This is a genomic window from Pantoea sp. App145 (genome assembly GCF_047947045.1).
GTDB lineage: Bacteria > Pseudomonadota > Gammaproteobacteria > Enterobacterales > Enterobacteriaceae > Pantoea.
Genome location: NZ_CP133291.1, coordinates 578,894 through 602,256 on the forward strand (window position 1 = coordinate 578,894; position 23,363 = coordinate 602,256).

Consider the following 23,363-nt stretch of genomic DNA (forward strand, 5'->3'; position numbering starts at 1 on the left):
TTCTTATACGATTGAATGACAGCGTGAGAAGCCGCGAAAAGAAAACGCTCGATCCCTGGTGGGGGGGATGCCGAGCGAGGTTGAGGTAATGCCTCGCCAGCTGTTTACGTTAACTTCGCGCTGAATGTCACTGGGTGTTTAATCTGACATGTCACAAATCTATCAGTCGGCAGGAATAAAGTTAGGTGTATGTTAGTTCTTTGCTAAATCGATCACAAAAAGTGCAGCAGATAGCGATTTAATGTGATGGCTGTCACGGGTAATGGGGTTTTTAGCACAATTATTGCAATCAGGGGTAAAATAATAAAAAACAAAACTAACATGTTAGTTGTTTAAGTCATTTATATTTATAGAGATAGCTTTGATCTGATGCTTAACTTGTGGCGCGAAGCAAAGCACGAAAAGCGCTAAAAGCAGCCAGAACAGAGGTGACGATCACATATCATTTCCGCTGATAACCGCCATAACAGCAGCTGATGACAGCCGTGGATTTTGTGAAGTAACGGGCAAAATCATTAAATCGTCCCTTTACCCGATAAAAGAGGATGCTAGATTCTGACATGTCAGAAATCGACAGATAACCACAATAAAACCATCCTTCAGGGGTAAAATTATGTTCTATGCATCTTCCTCATATCCGCTAAAAAAGCTTTCTACACTGCTGTTGTTGCTGACGGCGGGCGGGGTCGGATTACCTGCCATGGCGGAGACACAACCCAAACTGGATGTGGTCGCTGAGTGGAATCGTCTGCCTTATGACCTGAGCGACCCTGCTGCCGCTGCGGCATGGCAAAAAAACGACACCAAAGCGATGCTGCATGGCGTCAAAGTTGATGCGCACGGCAACCTGTATGTCAGCACTGCGCGCTGGGGCGGCCCGGAAGTGCCGGCTACGTTGTCAAAGCTGGTGAAAAAGGATGGGCAATGGATGCTGAAGCCGTTCCCCAGCGAAGCGATGAACGATGTGCATAATCCGCAGGGTTTAAAGGCGGTGCTGGGATTTGAGATCGATCGTCATAATGTGATGTGGATTCTCGATCAGGGCCACATTGCCGGTGCGCCGAATAAACCCGGTGATGAAAAGCTGGTCGCGTGGGATTTGAATAAAAACAAAGAAGTGGCGCGTTACACCTTCACTAACGATCAAGTCGATTTTACCTGTTCATTCCTCAATGATGTGGCGGTAGATAATGACACTGGCGTGGTTTATATCACCGATTCCGGCATTATGTGCCATCCGCTGAAAGGTGGTTTGCTGGTGTACAAAATGAAAACCGGCGAGGCGAAACGGGTACTTTCTGCGCCTGAATGGGTTAATGACCAGCCCGGTTTTACCTTCAGTATTCACGGTGAAAAAGTGCTGAAGGATAAAGACGGTAAAGCCAATCCGATGCTGACCGGTGCCGACGGTATTGCGTTGTCCGGTGATAAGAAAACCCTTTACTGGACCAATCTGACGGGCAATCGTCTGATGAAAGTGCCCACCGCCGTGCTGCGCAACTTCAATAACAGCGAAGCGCAGATCGAGCAGGCGATCAAAGTGGATACGGTATTACCGTCGAATACCGACGGCATCACTGCGGATCGCCAGGGCAATCTGTATCTTACCGCGCTGATGCTCAATGGCCTGATGAAACGTGATGTGAAAACCGGCAAAGTCACCCCCCTGGTGACCAGCGACGCCATCGCCTGGCCGGATACCATCGGCTGGGGACCGCATGGCGACCTTTACTTTGTCAGTAACCACCTCAACAGCTGGGTAGGGGGTGAGATGAATTTTACTCATCCGCCGGTACCCAATTTCCGTATTTATAAGGTCCGTGTCGGTGGTGAACCGTACACCGCGAAATAATTGTTCAGCGGCGGAGTATCACTCCGCCGTTTAACTCTCCTGAGGTTAGTTATTTCGGGCGTCGTCGAGTGCATCCTCGGCATCGGCCAGTTTCTGACGCAGTTCTTTTACTTCACGTTCCCGGCGGCGAATTTCTTCTGCATTACCATTACGCGAAGCCGAATTACGGCAATGTCTTTTCACTTCGGTGATGGCGCGTTCCAGCCCGGCAATTTCATGCCTGTTGTTATATTCCTGCGCATAACCCATCTGGCGCTGCAGTGCTGCTTCTCTTTGTTCACAGCTTGGGGTTTGCTCTGAGGCATGGCTGGCGACAGTGAATGCCACCAGCGGCAGAGTTAAAAACATTTTCATCGACAAATATTCTCTCCATAGGAATGATCCAGATATCTCCGGTGTTAATTTACCTGGCACTTAATCTTCAGACTTTCAGTTTTGGTCTGTTTCTTCTGTTTATTGACAGCCGGGATAATTAGCAACCTCACTGAGCATCTGATCAAAATTCGAGAGTTCAGGTAGATACCTGATAATCCCGGTAGGCTGTTACCGGTAATCTTCCCTGATTATTTTTTGACTTTCTTTGAATCAGGGACTCCCATGGTTAACAACGTAAACAGCAACCACGCACTGTCATTTGCCCCGGCGTTCGACATCCCCTCCTCATCCGCACCGCAAAGCGCGTTGCCCTATCCGCCATGCGAAAAGTCCATTCTCAGCACGCTGAACAGCAGCATCAGCCATGCCTCGGAAAGCAACTTTGACTGGACAGATAACCACTTTATCAGCGAGACCTTTGACGCGATTTGTACGCCCGAGGTTACGGACTGGCTGCAGGCCGAGACAGGCCTGGATTACAGGCCGCCTGTTCATCAGGAAGACGACGGTCCGGTTCCGCTGAGGTCACGGTTTTACGGACAGGCGGAAACGTTAACGCCGGCAGAGAGGGAAAAACTGGTCGGCGCGCTGCAGAAGCTGGAGAAAAATTGCCGGATGCCGGAGGAAAAACCGGAGGAGGCGGTGTTACCTGAGATGGAGAACTGGAAAGCGGGGCTGGAGAAGCTGAAAGAATTCCGTCGCCTGGGGAAAAACCGCGAACATCTTACGGTGGATATACCGCGTCTGCAGGAGAAAGCGGTGGATCTGGCGGAGCGGGAATGGATGCCGGATACGCGCCATGCCGGGGCATCACTGCAACTGCTGTGTCAGGAAGTGTCGTCACACAAACTGGATACCGGTGACCAGAAAGTGGCGATGTTTAATGCGGTGCATACGCTGTGCAAACTGGCGGAGGCGCTGGAAAAGGCGGATACGTTGCTGGCCGGGGTGGCGGAGTACAGGCAGAGCGGGGACCCTCTGGCACTGTCTGTCAGGCCGGAAGAGATACGGCGTGATTTGCAGCGCGCGCGGGAAGAGACTCATTTTGCGTCTCTCTGGAACGGGGTGGCGAAGACGACAGACAAAGCGTCATGGCAGGACCAGGAATCGCTGCATACACGGCTGCTCCAGACGTTTGAAGCGCTGGAAAGCGGGTGCCGGAGAGCGGAGCAGGCGATAGAGGATACGCGGCCGGTCTATCTGAAGGAGATGCGGGCGGAGCAGGCGTGGCTGCGGGAAGAAGCGGGCGCGATGATGGAGGCATGCCAGTCCAGCAGCCATCCTCTGATTAGGCAGACGGCAGAGGCCCTGGATCAGCTGTGCCACCTGACGGCAAATGCCATGTCCGAGCCGGGCGGTTATAAGGACTGGGTCATCACCGCGTTGCGCAAGTCGGCGGGCGACCTGTGCGACCTGTCGGCGGCGCTGCGGAATGCAGCAGCCATCCGGCCACTGGTGCTTGAAGAGGTAACAGGCGGCAAGGAGGTGCGCGCGCTGACAGAAAAAGCACTGAACACCGTCATGAATGAGCTGAAGAACGTGCAGGAAAAGCTGGAAAAACACCAGAAGCGCCTGGGAAACGTCCCGTTCTCCGGAATGAATAAGTCAGAGATACCTGCCGCGCTGAATACACTGAAAAACAGGGTGAGTGCGCTGGCGAAGCTGATGGACACAGAGCGGCAGGCGATGAAGGCACCGTTGCCGGAGAATCCGGCGGATTTCATGCTGCGTGCGCTGGATCACAGCAGGGCGGCGCGCTGGATGGGTGAAAAGGATGATACGACGACGGACGTGCTGTCGGCGCTGGGGCACATGGCGGGTAAAGGGGCGCGTGGCGTGCAGAATGGCTTTGCGCATTACCGCCGTGGTGCAAAGCGAAGCGAGTTTAACGTGCTGATGCGGGGAGCCGCGCGGGGTCCGCTCGGCATGATGTTAAGGGTGTGCCGTGCCACCGAGAAGCTGGCGTTTGCCGCGCTGGAGGCGTCGGAGAAGAAGCCGGACGTGGTGCGCCTGCATACCGACAGAAACAGGAAGATAAAACAGGATAAACCGGCGCAGAAGGTGGAGACGTACCGTAAGGAGAAAATGGACGCGCTGAAAGAAGCACAAAAGACAGCAGAAGGTGAGATAGAAAAGCTGGCGCTGGTGCACGGGCGCCTGAACAGCGATTTGGACCAGATGTCGCTGGCATTTTCCTCTCGGAAAAAAAATAAAAATATCAGCAGGATGCGCGCCAGGTGCAGCCAGTCAATGGAGGACTGCCAGCGGGCGGCCCGGCAGATCCGCGCGGCGATGGACGATCTGGTCAATCCGGGAGAAAAGGCCGGGAGCGCGGTGCCAGCGACGGCACTTCAGGACAAAGCGGCCTATGAAAGGGCAAGGCGAGTCATCACGGACGGGCTGGCAGTGATGCGCAAAGCGATGGGGAAGTTTGAGGTGGAGGTGGCGCTGATCACCGATAAATGTTTTGACCTGTTCTCAAACGACGCACGCATTGTCAGATCCTGCGCTGAGATAGTGGATATGTGCGGAGCGGGGATGCTGCCGGAGAACCCGACGGCAGAGGATTATGCAGAGTCTGATCGTGTGATGCGCAGGATGGCCACTGAAATGGGACGCCAGCTTCCCAAGCCCCAGGACCCGGAGGGAAGCGATTTTGCCGAACGGGTGCTGCAGGAGGTCAGGTTTCGTCGGGAAGATACGGCGGTGCAGGCACAGACGCCAGAAGACGTGATGAAGTTTGTGCGCAGCTGGGAACAGAAACTGGTGAGTAAAGCCAGCGGTAAAATGGTCGCGGGAATTATCAGCCGCGCGGGGAGAATGCTGGCGCGCCAGGCGCTACCGGAGCTGTTTGGCGGGGCGATCCACATAGCGAAATTCGCAAAGGCGGTATATAAGGCGTCAATCATACTCTCCACCTACTATGAGACGCGTAAGAATCTCGAAAACACGCTGAAGCCGGGCGACCACCTGCTGGCAGCGGATAAGGATACTGTGCGGGATACGATGATAAAGTCAATGACGGAGATGATTTTCGACACCCTCGTGCCGTCAGCGTCAGATATCAAGCTGGTTGCCAATACGGTTATCACCGGGGTGGCGAACAGGCGTGACGGCATATCAAAGGTAGCGGACCAGGTGTTAAAGGATGCGAAAGAAGAAGGGGCAATAACGTTACTTCTTGAGGGCTTCATGACAGGTGCAACACGGGTCGTGGAAGAGGGTGTGAAGCTTCTGAGCGCTGCGCTGGAGGATACCCCGGCCAGCCCGGCTGCGCCGGCGGAAATGAAAATGACCGGTGTGCAGGATACGAAGGTAAGAGCGGTGCAGGGCAGCTCCCGTGTGCAGGGCGCTGCCAGGTTAACGCAGGATGAACCGACAGAGGAAACAAAACAGCCGGTAAAGAGCAGGCGAAAACGCGAGGCATCGCCTGATATAGAACAGGCACCGGCCGATGTGGTGCAGCCACCGGTAAATGCTGCACCGGAAGCGGCAGATGAAGACAGCCGGGTGAGTGCCAGTCAGAGGACGTCCGTCGGTCGTACCGGGCCTGCCAAATTCTCGATGACCGATAAAGAATATAACGATACGCTAATCGGTATTGAAGCCAGGCAAAGTACCAGCACGAAAGAATTTATTGAACGTGATATCCAGAAAATAATTGATAAATACCCGGACGCTCATGGGAAAATCACTTCACCTTATAGTTGGGTCAAAATTCAAGTCCCGCATGGGTTGGGTAATAAAGTTTCTAAGGTCCGTGTTATTGATATCTACATCGGAAATGTACACCCGAAAGCTCATGTATTATGGGAGGGGTCTGATGGCGGGAGGGATGCCACCGGTACCTCACAGGCTTTCCGTGAAGAACTGTTCGGCCAAATGGAAAGTCATATTGACCCCAGTCGACCCAAGCACATAATCCCCAGGTACACAGCCACGAACGACCCGAGCCTGAAGCCCAGGCCACACTCGGCAAGACTGTTGCGTGAAAAGTGGGACGATAATATGAAAACCCAGCGGAAGAATAAACCGAAGATAGCCGCCCAATATAAAAATTTGTTTAAATTTGGCTTCAGTAATGCCCAAACTTCGGCAGATCCCGCTTTATCACCAGAAGCCCAGGACGCAGTGAATAGATTTCTCGGCGGTGATAATCGTCATGTCATTACACTAAGTTATAACGGTCAGCCCGTGCCGGACATGATTGCAATCGAGGTCAACGCAGCGGGAGATAATAGTAATGAAAGAAAACTATTAATAATGGATTATGAAGGTAACCTGAAACAGGTCACTGTTAAGCGAGCTGGTGTCATTTTTGATGGTGAAAATCGGCATATTTTCGAGCCCGATGCGGAAATGCAAGCCTTTATATCTAAGAACCAGCCGCAGGCCGATAAGGAAACGGTTAAGGCGAAACCAGGAAAACATGTAGCAATGATGTATTCCGGTAATGACTTTGGTGACAAGCTTGCTGAAACTCATCTGAATTCCCAGGAAAAGGAGTTCAAGCGTGTGGTGCCGGACCCGGGGATTGCCTCACTTAATGATCTTATAGATGATTCTTTCGAAATGTTATCTGTGGGGTTAGCGCCTATAGCGAAAACGACTTTACAGGGAGTATTTATCTCCGGGGGGCTGACATTAGTTAAGGGATTTTTAAAATATCATTTAAACCGTGATGATCCAGAAGCACAAAAGAATATCAGCGTAGATACAGGGAGAGAATTAGCCTCGAATGCCTTTACTAACGCAGTGGGTGGCGGACTGATTAATAGGGCGACTAAATTTTCTCAGAATGCACAAAATATTTTGGTAGTACCCAACTCGGTAGGGATTACAACAAAAAAACTGGCAGACGGAGCTACCGAGATCGTTGCTGAGGCCAGTCGCCGGCTGGGTTATACTACCACTGAACGGTCAGGGGCCGAATTGCATAAGGAGAGTTCGGATGCGGAAAACAGAGATAAATGGCAACGGGCTTTGGATGATATAGATAATGGATTTAACCATGTCGGCAATCATTCATTATCGGCTGAGACAATAACATTTCTCCGCGAACAGGGGATTGATATTGATAGGTTAATTAAGTTGCATAGCGCAGGGAATTCATTTGCGAATGCGACAACAGAGGGGGTTACGGATTATAGTCAGGTAAAATATGACTATCAAGGCGTCAATGACATCTATGGGAAGGCAAATGCAAAATATAAGCAATGGGAGCAATCACAAAGGCTAGAGCGTATAGATAATCAGTTAAAGAAACTGCAGGAGAGTTTATCAGGTTCTGAAACCGTAACTATCCCTTTTTCTTTATTGCAGGATTTACGTGAGGCGGGAGTACGGATTGACGAGTTTCTGCAAGGTAACGCGCCCTATCGTTACAATGTGCCCAATATGAAATACGAAGTGCCATCTGAGGCGTCAGAACTTGATCAGACTCAAGCTAAACGATTGAGATTTATTGTTAAAGTCCATTCTCTGGATGAAAAAGATATTGAAGGTGGTGTTAAGATTCTCAGGGAAATAAGGGATTCCATGGCAGAGGGGGAACGGGTTTATATTCCTGAGAAATTAATATCTATGCTGAAGATGCCCGGTTCAAATGCTCAGTTATATGTCAGAGATCACGGCAATGTAGGACCTGCATTGATGGCAGCATCGCGAAAAGGATTTGCATCTCCAATGACAAATTTGAATATGGGCGATTATACCATGGGCAGAAAGGAGGTCGACAAGCTTATCGATATGTTCTGGGGGCAGTCTGTGACCGGACAACGAGCGGCTTATAATGATTTAATTACACACATTAATGATATTGAGGTAGCGGAGAAACCAGCGGGGATCAGCCCGGCAGACGCAGATGCAGATGTTAAAAGGCATAGCTTGCCTACCAAGTTTATTGAAGCAGTGAGGAAGGATGAGCGTTTTGATATTGATGGTTATCTGGCCAGAAATGCACAATATTCACCTACGGATGGACGGATGTTACTGAGCCAGAATCAGTTAAATCAATTAGCCGCTGAGCTGTATGCCACATTAGGCGCAAAGGATCGCAATGAAATTGATTTACTGAGTACCTCAGAGCGTATTGAGAGTAATCATAAAGCATCAGCAGCGAACTGGAAAAGTGCTCAGGAGGATCTGGAAGGTATTATGAATGGTAGCAAAAGACCACTAAGTAAAAAGACAATCAATTTCCTGAAGGCCAATGGCATTAATATTGAAAACTTACTTGTTGGAAATGGAACCCTGGACTCTGTGATTGCAGCGAAGGATGAAGCTAATGACAACATTAATTCTGAGTTAATCGTGTTAGACAAAAAAGGGGCTACCGTAATCAGGAAAAAAATTGACCATCCACTGAGGGTATCAAAGATTCCTGAGAAACTGGAACAACTTGAAGCGCTGAAGGCAACACTGGGAGATGAGGAGACGGTTAATTTACCTGAGAGTTTGAGAGTTTTTCTGAAGGACAGTTCATTAATTGATGACAATGATCCCTATATAAAGAATCTTAAAACAACCCCGGTATCCGAGGCAGAACTGGAATGGATGATATGGGCGTTGAAAGCGGAGGAAGAACTTTCAGAAACCCACGACCACGAAGCGGCTTCTCCTTCTAAAACCGCTGCATTTATGTCAAAACTGGAAGATTCAACATTTGAAGAAGTTCAGATCATGTTATCGCCTCATTTAATAGAACGGTTGAGAGCTCATGGTGTTGATATTGATAATTATCTGCAAAAGAACGGTGATCCAGATATAGCAAAAGAAATGGCGGAACAAAGAGGCGAACCGGGCAATCTGCGTTCACAGGATATTCTGGTCAGTAAAAGTCAGATAGAAGAACTCAGACTACAGCTACTTGCTTTGCAACAAGCTCCGACGGTTGTGGAGTCTCCGACTCCGCCAGCAGAAAACACCGCTGATACGCAGGTAACAACATAATGTTGTCCCTGTGACTCAATTCTGCTCCGACAGCTGCACCGCCATGGTATTGGGCTCCAGCGCTTCAAACAGGTGCGGCTCGTCAGCGGGATAGCAAATGTAGTCGCCGGGGCCGAGCAGCACCGGTGCATCGCTCGGGCCAACCAGGGCGCGTCCCTGGGCGATGATCACATGTTCCACCGAGCCGGGCGGATGCGGCTTTGACGCACGTGCTGCGCCGGGTTGGCTGGTGATCAGATAAAGATCGCGACGCCCGCCTGGCGGGCAACTCGCCAGCAGTGCTGCCTGATAATCCGCCAGTTCGGCAGAGATCACCATCCCTTCACCTTTACGAATCACCTGTAACCGCTTCACTTCCGGCTCCATCAGGCGCGCAAAAGGAATATTCAGCGCCACGCACAATGACCACAGCGTCTCAATACTGGGATTGCCATTGCCTGCTTCCAACTGTGACAGGGTCGATTTCGCCACTCCGGCGCGACGAGCGACCTCAGTCAATGAAAGACCGGCGCGCTGGCGTTCACGCACCAGCCCGGCAGCAATAATATCAATCGGCGGGGTCACAGCTACTCCTGTTCGATATAAAGAACAAATTGTTCATCTTGTAAAACGGTGTTGAGGCGTTCATTATAACGGCTTTCCTGTTCGATATGAGATCAAATTGTTATGCGTCTGGGAGCAGTACCTCTGGATAAAGGGGTGATAAAAGCGATTTTTCTCGTTTGTCTGGCCGATGGAATCGTCGGTCTTTCTTATGGCTCGCTGGCGGCAGCGGACGGTTTTCCGCTCTGGGTGCCGATCGCGCTATCCACCCTGGTGCTGGCGGGGGCATCCGAATTTCTCTTTATTGGTATTGTCGCCGGTGGCGGCAGTCCGTTCACCGCTGCGGCCGCCGGGTTGCTCGTCAACGCGCGGCATTTACCGTTTGGCATCGCGGTTAAAGATTTGGTCGGGCAGGGCAGTCGTGCACTGTTTGGCTGTCATATCATGAATGATGAAAGTGTGGTGTTTGGCATTTCGCAACCGAAGCTGGCCCAGCGCCGTGCCGCCTACTGGATCTGCGGCTTGGGTATTTTTGCCATCTGGCCATTGAGCGTGATCAGCGGTGCGGTGATTGGTCGCTTTATCCCGGATGTGTCGGCGATTGGTCTGGACGCCGTGTTTCCCGCCATTCTGATTGCGCTGATTTTCCCGGCACTGCGCCAGCGACGCACGCGCTTTCCGGCTTCGCTCGGAGCATTGCTCTCGGTACTGGCTACGCCGTTTGTTCCTGCCGGGATGCCGGTGCTGTTTTCTTTATTAGGTTTGCTGAGCTGGCGGGAGCGTAAATAATGGAAAATGGCTTAATCATTGCGGGTATTGCGCTGCTGGCGAGCGGAACGTATCTGATCCGTTTTGCCGGATTTCGTCTCGGCAGCCGCATGCAGATGTCCGAACGCGCGCGCAGCATGTTGTCCGATGCCGCCACCGTGTTGCTGCTGTCAGTGGCTGTCACCACCGCACTGTTTGAAGGCACCCACTTCGCGGGCGTTGCCCGTATCGCAGGTGTGTTGTTTGCCGTCTTCCTTGCCTGGCGCAGAGCACCGCTGATTGTGGTGATCATCGGGGCGGCGTTAATGACGGCAATCCTGCGTTACCTTGGCGTCTCCTGATCGCGCCAGGTCTGCGCACGCAATTCATACACCAGGCTGGCGGGAGCGCCGGGAATGTCCTCAACCCGGTCATAACAGCGTAAACCCGCCTTTTCCAGCACCTGCTGAGAAGCCAGATGATCTTCGCGCACCGCCGCATCCACTACCGGTAGCTGGCAGTGATCAAAAGCGTAGGCAATCACCGTGCGGGCAAATTCAGTGGCGTAACCGTTGCCCCATGCCTCTTTTGCCAGCCGGTAGCCAAGATTATTCACCGGCTTGCCGGCAAACTCCCGCACCGTCAAGCCACCAAACCCCAACACTTGTTCAGATCGCTCGCGCAGACAAATCGCCCAATTGCCAAACGGATAGGATTGCCAGTGCGCCAGCCAGCGTGTTAACACTTCTTCTGTAAAGGTGAGATCAGGAAAAGGGCCGGTTGGATTAAACATGTTGGTGCCGGGATCGCCATAAATGGCGAACAGGGTATGCAGATCGCGCATTTCAACCGGGCGCAAAAACAGCCGTGCCGAGAACAGTTGCATGTAACTCACCTTAATTATCTTCCTGATCGCGTTTCTGGATTATAAGCACAGCAGGAGAAACCATGACACCTCGTTTAGCTCGTCCTGATGAAGCTGCCGCGCTGTGGCGTATTCGTAACCTCGCGATTCGCCACGGTTGCCAGGCCGTGTATCCCGCCGATGTGATTGCCGCCTGGACCCCCGACGCATTGCCAGAGGGATACTTTGAAGCCATCCGCGGCAATCCTTTCTTTGTGGTTGAAGACCCTTTGCATGGCGTTGCCGCCACCGGTTTTCTTGATCTGGCGAATGGCAGCGTTGAAGCCATTTTCACGCTGCCATCCTGCCACGGCAAAGGTTATGCCAGTGCCATTATGCAGGCGATTGTGCAGGAAGCACGTCAGCGTGGTTTTCGCCAGCTGACGCTGGCAGCAACCCCCAACGCCTGGGCATTCTATTTGCGTCACGGATTTAGCGTGGTGAAAGAAAGCCTGTATCACTCGGCGCTGGCCGGTGCGGCTTTACCCTGTGTTGAGATGAAATATGACCTTTAAGACTATGATTACAGGACATCAGCAAAAGAAGGATCTGGATAAGATGGTGATTAACTGCGTGGTCTATCGCCACGGCAAGCGTGAAGAGAATGTCAACATTGCCGACATCAGTGAGGTGCTGAAAGAAGACAACACCTTTGTCTGGCTGGGATTATATCAGCCAGATGCCGCCTTTATGCAGACGCTGCAACAGGAGTTCAGCCTGCATGAGCTGGCGATTGAAGATGCGCTGGTGGCGCATCAGCGCCCGAAAATTGAGCAGTATGGCGAGTCGGTGTTTGTGGTGGTTAAAACCGCGCATCTTGACGGCCAGCAACGTATTACCTTTGGTGAAACGCACTTCTTCCTCGGCAAAAACTTTCTGATCACTGTGCGCCACGGTTCTACCGATGGCTATGGCGGCATCCGCGCGCGTGCAGAAAAAAACCAGGCGATGATGAGCGAAGGGCCAGGCTACGCCATGTATTGCATCCTCGACTGTATCGTTGATAACTACGCCAAAATTACCGCCAGCCTGAGTAAGCGCATCAGCGAAATGGAAGACCAGATGTTCACCACCCGTTTTCATCGCGATACGCTGGAAGAGGTTTATCATCTGCGGCGCGAGTTGCTGTCGCTGCGCAATGCGGCGATGCCGGTCACCGAAATTTGCCCACAGCTGGTGCGCTTCCACGAAAATCTGATCCCAAAAAATCTGCGCGCTTATCTGCGTGATGTGCAGGACCATGCGCATCACGTGATGATCGATGCCGAAGATATGCGCGAAATGCTCACCAGCGCTATGCAGGTGAACCTGGCGCTGGTATCGGTGCAGCAAAGTGAGGTGAACAAGAAGCTGGCCGGATGGGGTGCGGTGCTGATTGTGCCTACCATCATTTTTAGTATGTATGGCATGAACTTCTCTGATATGCCGGAGCTGCATACCCACTTCGGTTATCCGATAGCGCTACTGGTGACCTTTATGATCTGTGGTTTTATGTGGTGGCGACTGAAACGTTCTGGCTGGCTGTAATCGGGCGCGGCGATTTTTTGGTCAAACGATTTTGTTATCACTGTGCGCGGAAAGGGGCAACTTGTGGGTTGTCGCACGTTCCGCGCGTTCATCGTTCGATCAGCGCAAAAAACTGCTGACCCTACCAGCAACGGTTATTCCGGTAGTTAAATATTCAACCTTGTGTCATTTTCATGACATTTTATGCTCTCTCCCATCATCACGCTTTCCTATCACTCACTTCGGATAAATACAACATATCCCACATTAACAACATGAACCGGTCTTGCATCTCTCCACAGCTATGCCACTATCAGCTCAACAGTTGGTCGGATGGATAGAGCGTGAACATGCAGGTTATGCCGGATTTACTGAGCGCGGCGGCACAGATTCGTCAGGGCGAGTGCAGCAGTGTGGCATTGGTGGAGTTTTGTTTGCAGCAGATAAAAAACCACAATCCCACATTGAATGCCTTCGGTGATGTCTATTACCAGCAGGCATTAGCAGAAGCGGAGATCTGCGACCGTGAAAGCCAGCAGGGAAAATTGCGCGGTCCGCTGCATGGTGTGCCATTCGGTATTAAAGATCTGTTTTCCACTGCCGGATTGCGGACCTGCAAAGGCTCCCTCACCGCAGTGGATAATGTCCCGGATAGCGACGCGCCGATTATTGCGCGCTTAAAAGCAGCGGGGGCGATCATTATCGGTAAAACCGCCACCACTGAATTTGGCTGGACCGGCTCCAGTTATTCTCGCGTCTATGGTCATGGTCGTAACCCGTGGGATCCGTCACTGACCAGCGGCGGCTCCAGCTCTGGTTCGGCAATCAGCGTGGCGGCGCGTATGGTGCCTGCGGCACTGGGGTCGGATGGCGGTGGCTCGGTACGTATTCCCGGTGCGTTTTGCGGCATTTTTGCCCTTAAGGCATCGCTGGGTCGTATTCCCACCTGGCCGTGGTCCGCGACGGAGATGCTCAGCCATGCCGGGCCGATGACCCGCACGGTGCGTGACAGCGCGCTGCTGTTTGATCTGCTCTCCGGCCCGGATGCACGCGATCATCAGGCGTTACCGGCGAAAACCGAAAGCTGGCTGGAACGTTGCGATGCACCACTGCCGCCCCTGCGCGTGCACTACAGCCCGACGCTGTTTAATACGCCCGTCGATGCCCGCATTGCTGCCTGTGTTGAGCAGGCCGTTGAGCAGATGGTACATGCGCTGCCGATCACGCTGACCGTTAAACCGCTCAGCTGGCAAAGTCCGTTCGACACTTTCGATACCTTGTGGAGCGGGGGCCGCGGTATCGCTTATGGCGCGGCACTCCGGCAGCAACTTGACCAGCTGGACCCCGGCTTCGCTGCCTTAATCGAACGGGCGCAACGTATCGGTCTGGCTGATTACCTGAACGCGCAAAAGCAGCGCGCTGTATTTGCCAGCCAGGTCCACGCGCTGTTTGACGAGGTGGATTTACTGATTACGCCCACGCTGCCGATTCTGCCCTTTGCCGCCGACCGCCACGTCCCGCAAGGGCAACCGGAGGGGGACAGTGGCGTGGAATGGGCGCGCTGGACGCCGTTTACCTGGCCTTTCAATCTGAGCGGCAATCCGGCTGCGACGGTACCGTGCGGCTTCACCCCGGAGGGTTTGCCGGTGGGATTACAGGTGATCGGACGTCGTTATGCCGAAGGGGATGTATTGCAGTTCTGCGCGGCACTGGAAGCATTAATGCCGTGGGATCAGCATCAGCCAGTGTTGTAGCGGCGCGATTTATCGCGCAAAACCACGCCAGGGTACAGGTATACTGCGGTTTTCCCCGCAGAAACAGAAGGGTAAGTATGATCAATCAGCCGCGACTCGATGAGATCAAACGGGTACTGAGTCACGATAAACGTGTGCGCGTCACCGAACTGGCGCAGAAGTTTGTGGTATCGGAAGAGACCATCCGCCGCGATTTAAAGTATCTGGAAGAGCAGGGAGTGCTGCGTCGGGTGCACGGTGGCGCAATTTTGCCCGTACCCAGCGAAGAGCAGCCGCTGCAAATTCGCAGCCGCATCAAACCACGCGCCAAAGTGCGTATGGGGCAACTGGCGAGTGAACTGGTTGAGGAGGGGATGGCATTGTTCCTCGATACCGGCACTTCGACACTGGCGCTGGCGCAGCAGCTGACGCGTTTTGCGCGACTGAAGATTATTACTAATTCACTGGATATTGCCACGCTGCTGACGCAGCAGAGCGAGAATGCTGTGACGCTAACACCAGGGCGCGTCCGGCGAAACGATAACGCACTGATTGGCCCCCATACGCTGGATTTTGCCCGGCAGTTTCACTACGACATCGCCTTTATGGGTATTGGCGCGGTGGATCGGGACAACGGCTTTATGGACTACGAGGAGCCGGAGGCGTTATTACGGCGCGTGCTGAGCACGCATTGCCGCCAGAGTGTGATTCTGGCGGATGAAGGCAAATTTGGACTGCGTACCTTTGTTAATACGCTGCCGTTCAGCGCGGTCGATACCTTAGTGACCAATGCGCCGCCACCGGCAGCTTTTGTAGCGAGTCTGGAGAACGCACATGTCAACATCCTCCATCCCGGCACTGCCGCGGATGACCTCACGCGACTATCAGGCATTTGATGCGCTGTTTGCCACCAGTAGCCGCATTGGTGCCACGGCAGCAGGCGGTTTGCATCGTCTGACGGCCAGCGCCGAAGATCAACAGGTGCGCGATGCCTTTTGTACCTGGCTGACCCAACAGGGTTTTGACGTAAAGATTGATGAAATCGGTAATATTTTTGGTCTGATGACGCTGCGCCCGGAAGCCCCCTGGCTGCTATGTGGATCGCATCTCGACAGCCAGCCGCTCGGTGGTCGTTTCGATGGTGCTTACGGCGTCACCGGTGCAGCCGCCACGCTTGCCGCACTGGCGCGACAGTTGCGGGACCATCCCGCTGATGCGCAATGCAACCTGGCGGTGGTCAACTGGACCAATGAAGAAGGCGCGCGTTTTCAGCCGAGCCTGATTGGCAGCTCGGTCTTCACTAAAGCGGTAACGCTGGATGAGGCGCTGGCCTGTACCGATGCTGATGGCATTACGCTGGCTACCGCGCTGGCAGAAATTGGCTATCGTGGTGAAACGTTACCCGCCTTGCCGTTGCGCGCTTACCTCGAACTGCATGTGGAGCAGGGGCCGCACCTTGAGCTTCAGGGCAAACAAATTGGCGTGGTGACAGAAACCTGGGCGGCACTGAAATGGCAGGTGACGTTTCGCGGTGAGCAAAACCATACCGGCCCGGCATTGATGAGTCGCCGTCGCGATGCGTTGCTGGCGGCGGCACAGACCATTGTTGCGGTGCGTGCTGAGGCCGATCGTCACGGAGAAATTCTGCACACCTCGGTGGGGCGTCTCGAAACCACCCCTAATTCTCCCAACGTGGTGACGTCTGAAGCCACGGTGTACATCGAATTTCGCTCTGCTGATGAGGCTTTGTTGCATCAATTACGCGACAGCTTCAGCCAGCAGATGCAATCGATTGCTCAGGCTACTTCTACTGATGTCAGCCTCGATCGGGCGCAATTCCGTGCCCGGCAACAGCTGGATGCCGGGCTGGTACAACGCGCGCTACAGCAGGCAGATCGCCTTGGCCTGAGCGCCATGCCGCTGCGTAGTGTCGCCGGGCATGATGCTATCAGCCTGAGTTATCACTGCCCCAGCGCGCTGCTGTTTGTGCCGAGTGCGGGCGGGTTATCCCATAACGAACGTGAATTTACCGCCACTGAGGATCTGCATCGTGGGTTGGATCTGCTGATGGCGCTTTTGAGTGATCTCATCCTGCAACCCGTTCCGGAGGAAACCGCATGATGACGCGCTTAGAACAGGTTCTGGAAGCGTGGCAACCCGGCCAGCGCTTTGTTGTCGAACCGGGTTGCGCCGGGGTGGCATCACCACATCGTCTGGCGACGGAGTGGGCAGGATTCCGGCTGGAGAGCGCCGGGCAGCACTTTTACGCCAAAGTGTTATACGACGATCAACGCACGCTGCTGGATGTCCGCCGTAGTGCTGAAATCAGTCGCCAGGCCGGTGAGCTGGGTATTGCCCCTGCGTTGTGTCATGCCGATGAACAGGCTGGGGTGCTGATCTTCGCGGCGCTGGATGCCGATTTTCGCTGGGCCAAACTGGCCAGCTTTAGCGACCCGGCACAGTTCGACGCCCTGACACGCACCCTTGACCGATTACACGATGCCGCGTTACCGCTGCCACAGCGTACGCGTCAGCAGGACATGCTGCGACTGCGCCAGCAAATCGGGCAGGCGAACATTGCCTTGCCGCAAGAGATGGTATGGCTCGGTGAATGCGTGGATCTGGCCTGGCAGGCGCTGCTGGCTGCGCCATTTACGCCGGTGCTGATTCACGGCGACCCGATTGCCAGCAACTGGATGGTCAACAGCAAGGGTGACTGGCGTTTGCTGGATTTCGATTACGCCGCGCAGGGGGATGCCTGGCACGATATCGCCACCTTAATTCATGAACAATTACCCACTGACGATCGCTGGCGCGATGCGATCCGCGCCTGGCGCGGTGAATGCAGCGAAGCTGATGTGGCGCGCTGCCGCCTGTACGCGCTGGTGGATGATTACCACTGGACGTTGTGGGGAATGCTGAACGGCCACACCAGCGCGCGCGGGCTGGAGTTCGCCAAGCTCGGCCAGTGGATGTTGCTGCGCTGCCGTCAGAGCGCGCGCGATCCCCGATTCGAACGTTGGTTAACCCTGACAGCGGAGCAATCCCGATGAGTAAACAACCCGGACAAGCCGAAAGCTGGCAGGAGCAGCGTCTTGAGCAGGCGATTGCTGCGATGCCTGGCTGGCAAAACAAAACCATCCACTATCGCCCGGTACACGGGGGAATCTCGAACGCGAACTGGCATGTGGCGGTTGCTGGCGCGCCCACGGCTTACTTCGTCAAAATTCCCGGTGAAGGCACCGAGCGGTTTATAAATCGAGACACCGCACACGAGGCCAGCGTCAAGGCGGCACAAACCGGTTATGGCGTGCCGGTGGTGGCTTATTTGCGCGAGTTAGGCGTGGAGATATTCGAGTTTATTGACGGCTGGCGTGCTTCATCCAACCTCGATTTTCAACAACCGGCTATTCGCCACCGTGCGTTGCATGCGCTGAAAAGCTTTAATGACCAGCCGCGACTGACCGAGAACAAAACCGTGTTCGATATGCTGAATGAACATATTGAACAGGTACAGGGGCTTAAAGCTCCCTTTTCGGCGGATGCCGTCTGGCTGCATAAGCAGGCGCAACGTGCGCAGCAGGCGCTGGAAGCGGCGGGACTGGATAGCGTGCCCTGCATGAATGACACGCTGGCGGGGAATTTTATGCTGAATGCCAGTGATGAAATTCGTCTGGTTGATTTCGAGTATGCCTCGAATAATGACCGGTGTTATGAACTGGCGTTATGGTTTGGCGAAATGTTTTTTACACCACAAATTGAACTTGAATTGCTGGAGGATTATTTCGGTAAAGTGGATAACGCGATATTTGCCCGTGTACAGATCCACAAATATCTGGCGGATATGAAGTGGTCAACCTGGGCGATTATTCAACATCAGGTAGCGGATATTGATTTTGATTTCTCGAAATATGGTCGCTGGAAAGAATTGCGCGCCCGCAGTGTATTAAATCATCCCGACTGGGAAAACTGGTTACGCGCATTGTAAGTTTTATCGAATTACACCACAGGGGAAAGGCTGTCTGACAGCAGGTAAAGGAGTGCGAACACCATCATTCTAAATTCCGGAGGGGGTTATGAGTACCATGATCATGGCGCAACAATTGCGCGATCGCATTCGTATTAAAAATAAAATCTTTGCCATCTATCTGCTGGCTTTATTACTGCTGGCGCTCTGTCCACCGTTATATTTAAGTGTCAGTGGTAGTGGGGCGTTATTTCTGGGTATTCCGTTGCCGATTATTTACTGGCTGGCTATTGCGGTATTTCTTGGCGTCGGATTATGGGTGATGTATCTCGCTGAATGTGCATTTGGCGAAATTCCCGCGGATGAGGAAGTATCATGAAAATTAGCGCCGCAGAACCGCATTATTTAATTACCTTTGGCATGATCGGTTTATTTCTGGCGATCATGATTGCCGTACTCTATGCCACCAACCGTAAAAGCACCTCGTTCTCTGACTATGCGGTCGGCGGGCGCTCTTACGGTCCCTGGTATATCGCCATGAGTTACACCAACTCCTGGTGGCCGGGGGCGACCTTTACCGCGTTTTTTGCGCTCTCTGTCAGCGGCGTGATTGGCTTCTACGGCGCGGTGTACTCCACGCTCGGCGTCACTGCGATGTATCTGATGGCACGCCGCGCCTGGAAATGGGGTCAGCACTTTAACCTGACCACGCAGCCCGATTTGCTGGGGATGCGCTACAACAGCCCGGCTGTGAAACGTGTGGCATCGATCATTGGCATCATCTGCGTGTTTCCGTGGGTAGTGATGGGCATTCAGGCACTGGCATTGCTGGTGGAATTTGCCAGCTTTGGTCGCTGGGGCGTCACCACCTGCCTGATCGCGGGGGTACTGCTGATTCTGGTACGCCAGTACTGGACGGTGAGCATGGGGATGCGCGGGTTAATCATGACCGATATGTACCAGGGTATTATCGCTTACGGCCTGGGCGCGCTGGTGTGTGTGGTGCTGTTGTTCAACGGCGATCACAGCTTCGGCCAGCTATCGTCGCTGCCGCCAGCCATGTTACAGATTCCGGGTGCCGAAGGTTCGCATTACGGTTCGTGGTATATGTTCAGCCTGATTTTCACCGGCGTGGTGGGGTCGATGTGCTGGCCGATGAGCTTCCAGCGTATCTACACCGCCAGCGGTATCAAGGCGGTGAAGAAGGGCACGTTACTGACCATTCTGCTGGTGGGCGGTTTCTACGCCATTCTGATGTTGTTTGCTACGGCGGTCAGCCAGGATCCGAATGTACAGGCCAACCCACAGAACGGTTTCTTCACCGCCTTGTTTGATCAGGGTGGCCCGTGGCTGCTGGCGTTAGCGTTGGTGATTGTGCTGGCGGCGAGCATCGGCCATGTCGATGGATGTGTGCAGGTATGCGGCACGCAATTCGCCAATGACCTTGCCACCTGGAACAAACCGCGCAGCGATCGTCAGTTAACGGTGCTGGCGAAATCGGGCATGGTGGTGTTTATTGTCGCGGCAGCGCTGCTGGCGTATTTCACTTTTAACTATTCACGTTTGCAGTTGCTGGCACAGATTTCTTACCAGGGGATTATCCAGCTGGCGGTGCCGCTGTTCTTTGGCATTTTCAGTCGCTTTGGCAATAAGCAGGGCGCACTGCTCGGCATGATGACCGGCATTATCATTGCCATCGTGCTGACGGTTTTCTTCCCTGATGACATTCCGGCTCTCGGCTCGCTGACCAGCGGTATTGTCGGTCTGGCAGGTAACCTGCTGGTGTTTGTCGCCTGCGGCGTACTGGTGCCGGTGGATGCCAAAGAGAAAGCACGAGTTGAAGCGTTGTTTGCGCTGGCGGAGCGCCCCACGCAGCCACTGGGAAAACCGGTGCTGAATTAACGCGGATGTAAAAAAGCCCCATTTATTGGGGCTTTTAATCAGATAGCGAAGACATCCGGACCCTTTATCGCAATGGTATTGAGTACGCGAAGCGCTGCACCATTGGGTTTTTTCTCACCTCGTTCCCATTTTGAAATGGTCACAACTGACATATTCACGTACAACGCCAGCATGGCCTGGCTTAAGTGGAAACGGTCACGTAAGGAGCGTATTTCTTCGCCATTCATATCCTGAACAACTGGCAGACTGGCACGAAGTTCTCGCAGTTGGACGCGGGCATCGATATGTTTTACCAGGTCATCAGAAACCACGCCGATTTCGTTGAAATCGTGAGCAATTTCCTGCAAGTCTTTAAGATGATTCACCATCACACTTAACCTCTCCCATTTTCCCTATACGTTTACGTACTCGCACTGAATCGCGCCGCTACAGAATGTGCTTTACAGAGTGGCCTTAAACTCTCTTCACTTCTTTTGCTTATAAGAACTATGATACTGAGTATTATAGTTATATGAGATTAATTTAAATTTAGTGAACCTGGACCAGATGCATCTTCCCCCAAATAAGTCCATGATAAGTCGATGATTCCCAACAGGAGCTGATAATGGCGATGTCCACCCCTTTCAATATTGGTCTGCTGCTTTTCCCCTCTCTGACGCAACTCGACCTGACCGGTCCGTGGGAAGTCTTCGTGCGGATGCCTGGCGTTAATAACTACCTGGTGTGGAAAGATCGCCAGCCGGTGATGTCCGACCGGGGTTTAGCCATCATGCCGACGGCGACGTTTGCGGATTGCCCACCGCTGGATCTGATCTGTATCCCCGGTGGTCCGGGCCAAATTGCGCTGATGGAAGATGACGAAACGCTGGATTTTGTGCGGCGCATGGCGGAACAGGCGCAGTGGGTGACCTCGGTCTGTACCGGTTCGCTGGTGCTGGGTGCGGCGGGATTGTTGCAGGGTTATCGCGCCACTTCCCATTGGGGATCGCTCGATCAATTGAGCTTGTTTGGGGCAGCGCCGGTGCAGGAGCGGGTGGTGCGCGACCGTAACCGCATCACCGGTGCCGGGGTGACTTCCGGCATCGATTTTGCGCTGACGGTGGCGGAAGAATTGCTGGGCCGGGCAGCGGCGGAAAATATTCAGTTGCAGATGGAGTACGACCCGGCCCCGCCGTTCCACAGCGGTTCACCGCGCAGCGCTTCAGCAGAGAGACTCACTGAAGCGCAGCAGCAGATCGCGGAATTTATCGCCCGCCGTCGGGTGGCGAGCGAAAAAGCGGCCGGGCGGCTTAAGCGTTAAGTAGCTGGCCCAGCTCCAGCTTCAGGCAGCGATCGGCGAGGTGAAAATAGCGATCGTCATGGGTTATCACCAGCACGGTTTTGCCACGCGCTTTCAGCGCGGGCAGCAGCTGGTGATAAAACACCTCGCGAAACGCCGGGTCCTGATCGGCTGCCCATTCGTCAAACAGATAAAATGGCCGATCTTCCAGCCACGCTACCAGCAACGCCAGCCGTTTGCGCTGTCCGGTAGAAAGCGCCAGCGTGGAGAACACCCCATTCTGTAACGTGACTTTGTGGTTAAGCTGCAAGGCTTCCAGTAGCTGTTGTGCTTCATCATTCCAGCGTGCGGCATCAATCCCCTGCAGATCGTCGAACAGGTGGAAATCGTTGAATACCGCCGAGAACAACTGCCGATAGCGCGCGCGGCTGGCATCGGTGATGGCAACACCATCCAGCAGCAACTCGCCACCATCAGGTTGATATAAGCCGGTAATCAGCCGGGCCAGTGTGGTTTTGCCGCTGCCATTACCGCCGGTGAGATACACCAGTTCACCCGCGGTAAACTGCAACGAAATCGGTCCGACCTGAAAACCCTGCGCTGCGCCATGATGGTAGGTCAGATCGCGTAGCTCCAGTCGCTGAAATTCCTGCGGGGCGGCGTCGATGTGGGTTTGCTCGGGCGGCAATTGCAGCTGCATCGCATTGATGCGCTTTAGGGCAACCTGGGTCATGGTCAGCGAGGGCAGGGTGGATAGCGCGCTTTCAATCGGCACAATCATATAAAGAAACACCATGGCGAAACCCGACAACACCGCACCGTGCAAGTCCAGCACGCGGGTCAGCAGAAACATCACCACACCGATAAACGCGAAGAAAAAAACGCTGGCCCAGATATTCGCCAGGGAATACAACACATAACCGCGCGTGCGCTCGACGCGTACTTTCTCAATAGTGGTGAACAATCGATTATGCAGAAACGCCTGCTTGCGCGCGGCGTGCAGTCGTAACTCCTTGGCCCCGCTGAATAGCGCGTTGACATCGCCGGTCAGGGTTTCTTCCCGCTGGCGCGACTGGCGCATCAGTTGCAACGCGCGGCGATGCACCCAGCTGTAGCCGAGGGAGCCAATCAGCACGGTAACAATCGCAATCCCCATCACGGTGACAGACAGATAACCCAGATAGGCCATGCAGCCCATGATTACCGCCAGCGACATGACAAAAGCCGGGAGCGAAACGAAAAAGATCACTACCTGATCCAGGTCCTGGGTCAGGATGCTGAGTGCGCGCGGCATGCCGTGCAGCTCCAGATCGGCATAGCGCGCATCCGCCACCTGCTGCACCAGCATGCGTCGCAGCTGGGCTTTACTGCGCTGGCCCATCGCCATAAACAGCGACTGACTGAGCGTTCGCGTGCCGAGCATCAGCAGCGCCAGCAGACCAAATTGCCACGCCAGTTGCAGGCGCTGCGCATCCGTGGCGTTCAGCCCCTGGTTGATTAAGGCCAGCAGCGCCGCGTTACTTAAACCGCCCACTACGCTACAGCCCAGCGCCACAAAAAATAGCGCACCGGTGGTGCGCAGTAACATCAGGTAAATCGCCACC

At 53.8% G+C, this 23,363-nt stretch carries 19 protein-coding genes; 14 read left to right on the forward strand and 5 right to left on the reverse strand.

Annotated features, from left to right (window positions below; all coding sequences use genetic code 11):
• Positions 1 to 613 precede the first annotated feature (613 nt).
• A complete protein-coding gene (locus RCF31_RS22430; protein WP_416413474.1) occupies positions 614 to 1,852 on the forward strand; it encodes an L-dopachrome tautomerase-related protein in 1,239 nt (412 codons plus the stop codon).
• 45 nt (positions 1,853 to 1,897) lie between these two features.
• On the opposite strand, the gene RCF31_RS22435 is transcribed toward RCF31_RS22430, so the two are convergent.
• Entirely contained in the window at positions 1,898 to 2,206 is a 309-nt protein-coding gene (locus tag RCF31_RS22435; RefSeq protein ID WP_416413475.1) for a DUF1090 family protein, read from the reverse strand.
• 243 nt (positions 2,207 to 2,449) lie between these two features.
• Here RCF31_RS22435 and RCF31_RS22440 point away from each other — a divergent pair, with 243 nt between their 5' ends.
• Positions 2,450 to 9,178, forward strand: a complete 6,729-nt coding sequence (locus tag RCF31_RS22440) for a hypothetical protein (protein ID WP_416413476.1) — start codon at positions 2,450 to 2,452, stop codon at positions 9,176 to 9,178.
• A 15-nt stretch (positions 9,179 to 9,193) separates the two neighbouring features.
• On the opposite strand, the gene RCF31_RS22445 is transcribed toward RCF31_RS22440, so the two are convergent.
• Complete coding sequence (locus tag RCF31_RS22445) at positions 9,194 to 9,742, reverse strand: helix-turn-helix domain-containing protein (RefSeq protein ID WP_084880352.1); 549 nt, start codon at positions 9,740 to 9,742, stop codon at positions 9,194 to 9,196.
• Positions 9,743 to 9,844: 102 nt separating this feature from the next.
• On the opposite strand from RCF31_RS22445, the gene RCF31_RS22450 reads away from it, so the two are divergent.
• Positions 9,845 to 10,510 carry an AzlC family ABC transporter permease gene (locus RCF31_RS22450; protein ID WP_299450522.1) on the forward strand — a complete coding sequence of 222 codons (666 nt, stop codon included), beginning with the start codon at positions 9,845 to 9,847 and terminating at the stop codon, positions 10,508 to 10,510.
• Positions 10,510 to 10,830 carry an AzlD domain-containing protein gene (locus RCF31_RS22455; RefSeq protein ID WP_299450523.1) on the forward strand — a complete coding sequence of 107 codons (321 nt, stop codon included), beginning with the start codon at positions 10,510 to 10,512 and terminating at the stop codon, positions 10,828 to 10,830. The genes RCF31_RS22450 and RCF31_RS22455 overlap by 1 nt, the downstream gene beginning before the upstream one ends.
• Here the strand turns inward: RCF31_RS22455 and RCF31_RS22460 are convergent.
• Complete coding sequence (locus RCF31_RS22460; protein ID WP_416413478.1) at positions 10,812 to 11,354, reverse strand: GNAT family N-acetyltransferase; 543 nt, start codon at positions 11,352 to 11,354, stop codon at positions 10,812 to 10,814. The genes RCF31_RS22455 and RCF31_RS22460 overlap by 19 nt on opposite strands.
• Before the next feature lie 62 nt (positions 11,355 to 11,416).
• On the opposite strand from RCF31_RS22460, the gene RCF31_RS22465 reads away from it, so the two are divergent.
• The 9 genes from RCF31_RS22465 (at position 11,417) to RCF31_RS22505 (ending at position 20,480) form a co-directional block, all read left to right on the forward strand.
• Positions 11,417 to 11,887: a GNAT family N-acetyltransferase gene (locus tag RCF31_RS22465; RefSeq protein ID WP_416413479.1), complete on the forward strand. Its 471-nt coding sequence runs from the start codon at positions 11,417 to 11,419 to the stop codon at positions 11,885 to 11,887.
• A 43-nt stretch (positions 11,888 to 11,930) separates the two neighbouring features.
• On the forward strand, positions 11,931 to 12,899 hold the full coding sequence (gene corA / locus RCF31_RS22470; RefSeq protein ID WP_299451113.1) for a magnesium/cobalt transporter CorA: 969 nt from the start codon (positions 11,931 to 11,933) through the stop codon (positions 12,897 to 12,899).
• A 338-nt stretch (positions 12,900 to 13,237) separates the two neighbouring features.
• Complete coding sequence (locus RCF31_RS22475) at positions 13,238 to 14,632, forward strand: amidase (RefSeq protein WP_416413798.1); 1,395 nt, start codon at positions 13,238 to 13,240, stop codon at positions 14,630 to 14,632.
• Positions 14,633 to 14,709: 77 nt separating this feature from the next.
• The gene (locus RCF31_RS22480; RefSeq protein WP_084880369.1) at positions 14,710 to 15,507 is read left to right on the forward strand and encodes a DeoR/GlpR family DNA-binding transcription regulator; all 798 of its coding nucleotides are present in this window, start codon (positions 14,710 to 14,712) and stop codon (positions 15,505 to 15,507) included.
• Positions 15,446 to 16,732: a Zn-dependent hydrolase gene (locus tag RCF31_RS22485; protein WP_416413481.1), complete on the forward strand. Its 1,287-nt coding sequence runs from the start codon at positions 15,446 to 15,448 to the stop codon at positions 16,730 to 16,732. Before RCF31_RS22480 ends, RCF31_RS22485 begins: the two co-directional genes overlap by 62 nt.
• Entirely contained in the window at positions 16,729 to 17,664 is a 936-nt protein-coding gene (locus RCF31_RS22490; protein WP_416413482.1) for a phosphotransferase, read from the forward strand. Before RCF31_RS22485 ends, RCF31_RS22490 begins: the two co-directional genes overlap by 4 nt.
• Positions 17,661 to 18,599: a phosphotransferase gene (locus RCF31_RS22495; protein ID WP_416413483.1), complete on the forward strand. Its 939-nt coding sequence runs from the start codon at positions 17,661 to 17,663 to the stop codon at positions 18,597 to 18,599. Before RCF31_RS22490 ends, RCF31_RS22495 begins: the two co-directional genes overlap by 4 nt.
• A gap of 88 nt (positions 18,600 to 18,687) precedes the next feature.
• Positions 18,688 to 18,957 (forward strand): hypothetical protein, encoded by a 270-nt coding sequence (locus RCF31_RS22500; RefSeq protein ID WP_416413484.1) that lies wholly within the window; start codon positions 18,688 to 18,690, stop codon positions 18,955 to 18,957.
• The gene (locus tag RCF31_RS22505) at positions 18,954 to 20,480 is read left to right on the forward strand and encodes a sodium:solute symporter family protein (RefSeq protein WP_299450536.1); all 1,527 of its coding nucleotides are present in this window, start codon (positions 18,954 to 18,956) and stop codon (positions 20,478 to 20,480) included. Before RCF31_RS22500 ends, RCF31_RS22505 begins: the two co-directional genes overlap by 4 nt.
• A gap of 38 nt (positions 20,481 to 20,518) precedes the next feature.
• Here the strand turns inward: RCF31_RS22505 and RCF31_RS22510 are convergent, their stop codons facing one another.
• Complete coding sequence (locus RCF31_RS22510) at positions 20,519 to 20,848, reverse strand: helix-turn-helix domain-containing protein (RefSeq protein WP_416413485.1); 330 nt, start codon at positions 20,846 to 20,848, stop codon at positions 20,519 to 20,521.
• A 242-nt stretch (positions 20,849 to 21,090) separates the two neighbouring features.
• Here RCF31_RS22510 and RCF31_RS22515 point away from each other — a divergent pair, with 242 nt between their 5' ends.
• Positions 21,091 to 21,780 (forward strand): DJ-1/PfpI family protein, encoded by a 690-nt coding sequence (locus tag RCF31_RS22515; protein WP_416413799.1) that lies wholly within the window; start codon positions 21,091 to 21,093, stop codon positions 21,778 to 21,780.
• Here the strand turns inward: RCF31_RS22515 and RCF31_RS22520 are convergent.
• Entirely contained in the window at positions 21,770 to 23,362 is a 1,593-nt protein-coding gene (locus RCF31_RS22520; protein WP_416413486.1) for a cyclic peptide export ABC transporter, read from the reverse strand. The genes RCF31_RS22515 and RCF31_RS22520 overlap by 11 nt on opposite strands.
• Position 23,363: the final 1 nt, after the last annotated feature.